General features: G+C 64.3%; 6 protein-coding genes. 5 read left to right on the plus strand and 1 reads right to left on the minus strand.

Going from position 1 to position 8,281, the window contains the following annotated elements; translation table 11 throughout:
• On the minus strand, window positions 1-645 hold a 645-nt coding region (locus ENJ19_03325), incomplete at its 3' end, for a UDP-glucose/GDP-mannose dehydrogenase family protein (GenBank protein ID HHM04756.1).
• A gap of 81 nt (window positions 646-726) precedes the next feature.
• On the opposite strand from ENJ19_03325, the gene ENJ19_03330 reads away from it, so the two are divergent.
• From ENJ19_03330 to prsT, 5 genes are all read left to right on the plus strand, one after another.
• Entirely contained in the window at window positions 727-1,326 is a 600-nt protein-coding gene (locus tag ENJ19_03330) for a cyclic nucleotide-binding domain-containing protein (GenBank protein ID HHM04757.1), read from the plus strand.
• Window positions 1,327-1,414: 88 nt separating this feature from the next.
• Window positions 1,415-2,812 carry a TIGR03013 family PEP-CTERM/XrtA system glycosyltransferase gene (locus tag ENJ19_03335; protein ID HHM04758.1) on the plus strand — a complete coding sequence of 466 codons (1,398 nt, stop codon included), beginning with the start codon at window positions 1,415-1,417 and terminating at the stop codon, window positions 2,810-2,812.
• Window positions 2,813-2,896: 84 nt separating this feature from the next.
• Window positions 2,897-4,963, plus strand: a complete 2,067-nt coding sequence (gene prsK / locus ENJ19_03340; GenBank protein HHM04759.1) for a PEP-CTERM system histidine kinase PrsK — start codon at window positions 2,897-2,899, stop codon at window positions 4,961-4,963.
• Window positions 4,964-4,975: 12 nt separating this feature from the next.
• A complete protein-coding gene (gene prsR / locus ENJ19_03345; protein HHM04760.1) occupies window positions 4,976-6,343 on the plus strand; it encodes a PEP-CTERM-box response regulator transcription factor in 1,368 nt (455 codons plus the stop codon).
• Between the two features lie 79 nt (window positions 6,344-6,422).
• Window positions 6,423-8,281: PEP-CTERM system TPR-repeat protein PrsT (gene prsT / locus ENJ19_03350; protein HHM04761.1), on the plus strand; the 1,859-nt coding region annotated here is incomplete at its 3' end.

The following is an 8,281-nucleotide window of genomic DNA, read 5'->3' on the forward strand; positions in this document are numbered from 1 at the left end:
GGCGTTGGCGGCGTATTTGGTCAGCTCGGCGGAGCGGATGTCCATGGCGATGAGCCGCTCGTGATTGCGGTTGAAGGGCGCGTACAGGGCGCGCAGCAGCTCGGTGGTGCGGGGGTTGTCGGTGCCCACGATGATGCGGTCGGGGCGCATGAAATCGTCGATGGCAGCGCCTTCTTTGAGAAACTCAGGGTTGGACACCACGTCGAATTCCAGCCTGGCCCCCCGTTGTGCCAAAGTCTCGTGAACCGCCGCGCGCACTTTGTCGGCGGTGCCCACGGGCACTGTGGATTTGTTGACGATAATGCGGTAGTCGTCCATGTGCTCGCCCACGGAACGGGCCACGGCGAGCACGTACTGCAAATCGGCGGAGCCGTCCTCGTCCGGCGGCGTGCCCACGGCGATGAACTGGAACAGGCCGTGGGCCACCCCTTCGGCCACACCGGTGGTAAAACGCAGGCGGCCGGTGCCGCTGTTTTTGGCGACAAGGTTCTCCAGGCCGGGTTCGAAGATAGGGATTTGCCCGTTTTGCAGCAGTTGGATTTTGCGCTCATCGATGTCGACGCAGAGCACCTCGTTGCCGACTTCAGCCAGGCACGCACCGGTCACCAGTCCAACGTAGCCCGAACCAAAAATTGTCACTTTCATTGTGTTTCCTGACGTTCTTTGAGACGTTTCCCTGCCACGCCGGTTATCCCCGGCGCCCGTCACGAACTGTAAAAAAAACCAATACGGCCGAATAAATTAGCGGCGCAGTGCGGCGGCAAGAATAGCAAATCCCCAAGGGTAACGTCACCGCTGCCGGAAATTGTGAGAAAATGCTTAAGTCCATCCTCATGTCAGGCAGGTGACGCCGTGGGCGGGTCGCTTCATAAATTGCTGGAACATCCGGAATTCAGGGAGGGCGACTTTTGGTCCCGCCGGCATTTGAAGGCCAATCAGACCGTGTTCACCGAAGGCGAGGACTCGCGGGATGTCTACCTCATCCTGGACGGCACCGTGCGGGTGGTGGGCAATGTGGACCTGGACGCGGAGCGCACGGTGCATCCCGGCTTCAGTGACCTGGGTGCCGGCCAGGTGTTCGGCGAACTGCCCTTGTTTGACCACGAACCGCGCTCGGCCACGGTGGTGGCCCTGACAGACAGTGAGCTGGCGGTGATGGCGGGAGAGCGCCTGTTGGTGTTTTTGGACGATCACCCCGAACTGGGGTATCCCATATTCAAAGAATTGATTTATACCTTGGTGGGGCGTTTGCGTCAGGCCAACCGGCGGGTGTTTTCCCTGTTTGCCTGGGGGCTCAGAAAACGTGGTATCGACCAGCACATGTGAGCGTGCCCGCCGCCCTGGCCGGGAACGCTGATGTCGGCCGGGCTGCCGGCACCACAAGCCAAAACACGGACGCATTAGGGAGAGAGCGTTGATCAAGCTATTCGGCCATTTTGTGCCGCGGTCTTTTTTCGTACTCGGACTGGTGGAGTTCTGCATTCTGCTCGGGGCGGTTTATGTCGGCGTGTGGATCCGCTTTCAGCAATTCCCTGCCGCGTGGGACGATGTGGCCTCGCTGTGGCCCCAGGCCGTCGTTTTCGCTTTGGGCTTCCAGCTCACCATGGTGGGCATGGGCCTGTATCAGCGCAATCTGCGCGAGGGGCTCGGGGGCATGGCGCTGCGCATCACCCTCAGCGGCATTGTGGCCGTTGCCGTGCTCAGTCTGCTGTTTTTCGTCTTTCCCGATCTGCTGCTCGGCCGCGGGGTTTTCGGCGCCGCTTTCGTCGCCGGGCTGGTGGGGGTGGTGATCACCCGGTTGGTGTTTTTTCATGTCATCGACCAGGAAACCCTCAAGCGCCGTGTCCTGGTGCTGGGGGCGGGCAGGCGCGCGGCCCATATTTCCGAGCGGCTGCGCCGCCGCAGCGACTGGCGGGACTGCCGGCTGGTGGGCTATGTGCACATTCCCGGGGAGCACGACGAGGTGGCGCCGGAGCTGGTGATCCGCCGGGACACCACACTGGTGGAACTGGCCCAGGCGCTCAAAGTGGATGAAATCGTCGTGGCGGTGCAGGACCGGCGCAAAGGCTTCCCCTTGCATGAAATTCTCGATTGCCGCATGGCCGGCATTGATGTGGTGGACATCCTGACCTTTTTCGAGCGCCAGACCGGCCGGGTGATGCTGGACCTCATGCAGCCGAGCTGGCTGATCTTTTCCGACGGGTTCCGTTACGGCGCCCTGCGGGTGGTGACCAAGCGTGCGTTCGATGTGGGGATCAGCTTGCTGCTGCTCGCGGTGGTCTGGCCGCTGATGTTGCTGGCCGCTGCGGCTATCCTGATAGAGAGCAAAGGCAAGGGGCCTGTTTTTTATGGCCAGGTGCGGGTGGGGGAAAACTGGCGCTTGTTTCAGGTGCTGAAGTTCCGCAGCATGCAGGTGGACGCGGAAGCCGACGGCAAGGCCCGCTTTGCCTCCAAACGGGATCCGCGCATCACCCGGGTGGGCGGCTTCATGCGCCGCACCCGCATCGACGAACTGCCCCAGTTGTTCAATGTGCTGAAGGGGGATATGAGCTTCGTCGGGCCGCGGCCGGAGCGCCCGGTGTTCGTGGAAAAGCTGGCGGCGGGTATCCCGTTTTATGCGGAGCGCCACCGCGTCAAGCCGGGCATCACCGGCTGGGCGCAAATTTGTTTTCCCTATGCGGATTCTGAAGAGGGAACCGCCCAGAAGCTGCAATATGATTTGTATTACGTCAAGAACTACAGCCTGTTTCTCGATCTTCTTATCCTGCTTCACACGGCCGAAGTGGTGCTGTGGGGCCGGGGGGCGCGCTGAGCGGCGCTGTCACGGCGGCGCCTTGCCCCTCCCATCCCGGCTGTGTTCGCGCCGCACTTGGTGAGGTCTGAACCGGTGTTTGTTCTGGGGGCAGCGAGTTACGGCATCGCCACCGCAGTCTACCTCTTGCTGGCGCTGTTGCTGGTGACCAGCTGGCGGGGGCGTTTGCAGGGCGGTCTGCTGGTGGTGGCCACCGTGTTCACCGCCCTGTGGGCGGCTCTGGCGGCGGTGTTCGCCACCCGCATGGACACCCCCGTGTTGCTGCTGGGGGTGGACATCTTCGAGCTGCTGCGGGATGTGGGCTGGGCCTTGTTCCTGCTCAAGCTGCTCAACCCCGAGGGCCGTTGGGATCCACGCTCGCGGCGCTGGGCTGCGGGTCTGGCTGTCCTGGCCTTCATCACGCTGGTGATGGTGGTCTATCCCTGGCTGGGTGAGCGCACCGGCGTGCCCGTGTTTCATGTGGAGGGGCGGCTGTTCGGCCATTTGCTGCTGGCGGTAGTGGGGCTTGCCATCGTCGAGCAACTGTTCCGCAACACCCGCCCGGACAAGCGCTGGGCCATCAAATACCTGTGTTTCGGCATCGGCGGCTTGTATGCCTACGATTTCTTCATGTACGCCGACGCCCTGCTGTTTAAACGCATCGACGCCGGGTTGTGGCAGGCGCGGGGCCTGGTCAACGCCGTGGTGATGCCGCTCATCGCCCTGTCCGCCGCCCGTAATCCCGACTGGTCTTTGGACGTGTTCGTCTCCAGGCGCGTGGTGATGCACACCGTCACCCTGGTGGGGGCCGGCATCTACCTGTTGGTGATGGCGGTGGGGGGCTGGTATATCCGCGAGTTCGGCGGTGACTGGGGTCATGTGGCCCAGGCGGTATTCCTGTTCGGCGCCCTCATGGTGCTGGTGATGCTGATGTTTTCCGGTGCGGCCCAGGCCCGGCTCAAGGTGTTTCTCAACAAGCATTTTTTCAACTACAAATACGACTACCGGGAAGAATGGCTGCGCTTCATCAAAACCCTGTCGGAGGCCGATCCCCGTGACATCGGCCCCCAAACCATCATCGCCCTGGCCGATATCGTTGACAGCCCCGGTGGTGGCCTGTGGTGGCTGCGCGACGGCCAGTTTCACTATGTTGCGTGTGCGAACGCCTCCGAATACGCCGGCCAGTCGGAGCCGGAAGACGGCTCCCTGGCGCGCTTCCTGGCGCACAAACAATGGGTGATACGGTTGGATGAAATCGAGCTCAGCCCGGAAGCCTACGCCGGCCTGGTTGTGCCCAGCTGGCTGGCGGCATGGACGCGGGCCTGGCTGGTGGTGCCGCTGATGCAACACGAGCGGCTGGTGGGTTTTGTAGTCTTGCTGGCGCCCCGCGCCCCGCGCTCCTTCAACTGGGAAGACAGTGATTTGCTCAAAACCGCCGGGCGTCAGGCGGCCAGCTACCTGGCCCAGACCGAGGCCGCCGAAGCCCTGGCCGAGGCGCGCCAGTTCGAGGCCTTCAGCCGCATGTCCGCCTTTTTGATGCATGACCTGAAAAACGTCGTGGCCCAGCTTTCTTTGGTGGTCAGCAATGCCGCCAAACACAAGCACAATCCCGCCTTCGTGGACGACGCCTTTGCCACCGTGGATAACGCCAGCCAGAAAATGAGCCGCCTGCTGGCGCAGCTCCGGGGCGGGGCCGTTTCCGGCGCCGTTGAAGAACTGGAGCTGGGCGCGCTGCTCAAAGAGGTAGTCACCGCCCGCGCCGCCGATGCCCCCGCGCCTGTGCTAAAGTGCGCCGGCGGGGCCCTCAGCATCCGGGCCGGGCGGGACCGCCTGGCGGACGTGCTGGGTCACGTTGTGCAAAACGCCCAGGATGCCACGGCGGCGGACGGCAGCGTGACCGTGCGTCTGGCCGCAGAGGGCGCAATGGCCCGTATCGAGGTGGAAGACACCGGCTCGGGCATGGATGCGGATTTCGTGCGCGAGCGTCTGTTCAAACCCTTCGTCAGCACCAAGGGCCGGGGGGGGATGGGCATAGGCGCGTACGAAGCCCGGGAACTGGTGCAGCAGCTCGGCGGGCGGGTGGAGGTGGACAGCGCGCCGGGGCGGGGCACCTGTTTTCGAATTTATCTGCCCCTGGCCGGCGCGGCGCCGGCTGCGGCAGCGAATCAGTAGTGTAGGGAAGACATTATGGCAGCTAAGCGGCACATACCGAGTTTGCTCGTGGTGGAGGACGATCCGGGTTTGCAGAGCCAGCTCAAATGGGCCTTCGAGGGTTTCGATGTCAAGGTGGCGGGCGACCGGGACAGCGCCATTGCCGAACTCAGGCGTTACGAGCCGCCGGTGGTGACCTTGGACCTGGGCCTGCCGCCGGACGCCGACGGCGCCAGCGAAGGCCTGGCCACCCTGGAGCAGATTCTGGCCCTGGCGCCCGACACCAAAGTGATCATGGTCTCGGGCAACGAGGAGCGGGAAAACGCGGTGAAAGCCGTGGGCATGGGGGCCTACGATTTCTACCAAAAGCCCGTCGAGCCGGACATCCTGGCCCTCATCGTCGGGCGGGCCTACCGCCTTTATCAACTGGAGCAGGAAAACCGCCGCCTGGCGGCCAAAGGGACCGACTCGCCCCTGGCCGGGCTGATCGCCGCCAGCCCGCAGATGCTCAAAGTGTGCCGCACCATCGAAAAAGTCGCCCCCACCGACGCCACCACCTTGGTGCTGGGCGAGAGCGGCACCGGCAAAGAACTGATTGCGCGGGCGCTGCACGATCTGAGCCCCCGCAAAGACAAGCGCTTCGTTGCCCTGAACTGCGCCGCCATTCCCGAGACCCTGCTGGAAAGCGAACTGTTCGGCTACGAAAAAGGCGCCTTCACCGGCGCCGCCAAGCAGACCAAGGGCAAAATCGAATACGCCGACGGCGGCACCCTGTTTCTGGATGAAATCGGCGACCTGCCCATGGCCCTGCAGGTGAAATTTCTGCGTTTTCTGCAGGAGCGCGTCATCGAGCGCTTGGGCGGGCGGCAGGAAATTCCTGTGGACGTGCGCGTGGTCTGCGCCACTCACCGGGATTTGCCCAAGCGGGTGGAAAGCGGCGATTTCCGGGAAGACCTGTACTACCGCGTCAGTGAAATCACCGTAAAAATCCCGCCCCTCAGGGAGCGGGACGGAGACGCCATCCTCCTGGCCCGCACCTTTTTGCACCGCTTCGCCGAACAAAACGGCCGCAGCCTGCGCGGCTTCGCCCAGGACGCCGTGGCCGCCATCGCCGCCCACCGCTGGCCTGGTAATGTGCGCGAGCTGGAAAACAAAGTGAAGCGCGCCGTCATCATGGCCGAGGGCAACCGCATCAGCGCCGAAGAGCTGGAGCTGGAGGTGCCCGAGCAAGGGGAACGACTGGAACTCAATCTCCGCACCGTGCGCGACCGCGCAGAGCGGGCGGCGGTGCAGCGGGCGCTGAGCCTGTATGAAGGCAACATCTCCCAGGCCGCCGAAGCGCTGGGGGTGAGCCGGCCGACGCTGTATGATTTACTGAACAAGTTCGGTCTCAAAACCTGATCGCGTACCCGGCACAGGGGTTCCGTGGGTCGGCGGGATTCGTGCTATTCTCCCATTCCCTGAGAGGACATCGGACCGGATGATTATGAAAAGAAAATACAGTGCACACCTTGTTTTCGGGGGGCTGATGGCGCTGCTGCTGGCGGCGGCCGGCGCCAGGGCGGCGAACCTGGACGACTATCTCAAAGACGCCCGGAACTACTATCAAAAGGGCGAGTACCGGTCCGCCGTGATCCAGCTCAAGAACGCCTTGCAGCAAAACCCCGACAGCGCCGCCGCCCGCCTGTTGCTGGCCCGGGTCTATCTGCGTCTCGGCGACGGCGCCGCGGCGGAGAAAGAGGCCCGCCGGGCGGCGCAGGCGGGTGGCGGGCCTGACGACGTCCGCCTGGTGCTGGGCAAAGCCTATATTCTGCTGGGTGAGTTCCAGCGCGCGCTGGATGAGGTGCCGGTCCCCGAAAATGCCAGCGCCGCCGCGCAGGCGGCCGCCGCTGCGCTGCGCGGTCATGCCCGTCTCGGCCTGCAGCAATGGGATGAGGCCGCCAAGGCCTTCCAGGACGCGCTGGCGCTCAACCCCGACGAAAAAGAAGCCGTGCTGGGGCAGGCGCGCCTGGCGCTGGCCCGGGGTGATCAGGCCGCCGCCGGGAAACACGTGGCCACCGCGCTCCAGCGTTTCGGCGACGCGCCCGAACCGTGGTTCCTGAATGCCGAACTCCAGCGCCGCAAAAGGGATTTTCCCGGCGCCGCGGTGAGTTACGGCAAGGTGCTGGAGCGCGAGCCGGACAACATCACCGCCCATCTCGGCCGCGCCCTGATGTTGCTGGGGCTGCGGGACTTCAAAGCGGCCGGGGCCGACATCGAGGCGGTCAAAAAGGCCATGCCCGACCATCCCATTGCCCACTATCTCACCGGCCTGTCCGCCTTTTTTCAGAACGACAGGGACGCCGCCCGCGACGCCCTGCAGCGGGTGGTGCAGGTGGCGCCCTCCCACGGCCCCAGCCTGCTCCTGCTGGGCACCATCTATTTTCAGCGCGGTGAGCTGGAACAGGCCGCCCTGGCGCTGGAAAAATTCGTCGCCCTGACCCCGGATCATCTGCCGGGCCGCAAGCTCTACGCCGCCGTGTTGTTGAAAAAAGGCGAACCGGACCGGGTGATAGAAACCCTGGATGTGATCCGCGACCGGTACCCGGACGATCCCCAGGTGTTGTCTTTGCTCGGTGGCGCCTATTTGCGAAAAAAAGAGGCCGACAAAGGCATCGCCCTGCTGGAAAAAGCCGTGGAACTCGCCCCCGATGCCTCCGTGCTGCGCACCCAACTGGCCTTGGGCTACCTCTCCGGCGGCGAGAGCGATCAGGCCGTTTCCGCCTTGCAGTCCGCCGTGGACCTGAACCAGGGCTCCGTGCAGGCCGACGTCCTGCTCGTCCTCGCGCACCTTCAACGCAAGGAGTTTGATGCCGCGCTCAAAGCCGCCGACCAGTTTGCGGCCAAGCTGCCCGACAGCCCCATCCCCTTGAACATGAAAGGCGCGGCCTATCTGGGCAAAGGGGACCACGCCGCCGCCCGCAAAGCCTTTTCCCAGGCGCTGAAAGTCTCCCCCAGGTTTGTAACCGCCCACCTCAATCTCGCCCGTCTGGACGAAGCCAAGGGTGATTGGGCCGCGGCCGAGGGGCATTACCGCGCCGCGCTCAAGCAGAACAACACGCACGTGGGGGCAATGATGGCCCTGGCGCGCCTCGCCGCCCGCCAGGGCGACCGGGCCCGGGCGGAAAAATGGCTGGAGACGGCGTGGGAGAAAAACAAGGGCGCAGTGCGGCCGGGCGTGTCCCTGATCAACCTCCGCCTCCAGCAAAACGAGCCCCTCAAGGCACTGTCGCTGGCCAATGAACTGGCCGGCCGGCATGGCGATCATCCCGCCGTGCTGGAGGCCCAGGGGCGGGCGCA

It is taken from the genome of Gammaproteobacteria bacterium (genome assembly GCA_011375345.1).
GTDB lineage: Bacteria > Pseudomonadota > Gammaproteobacteria > DRLM01 > DRLM01 > DRLM01.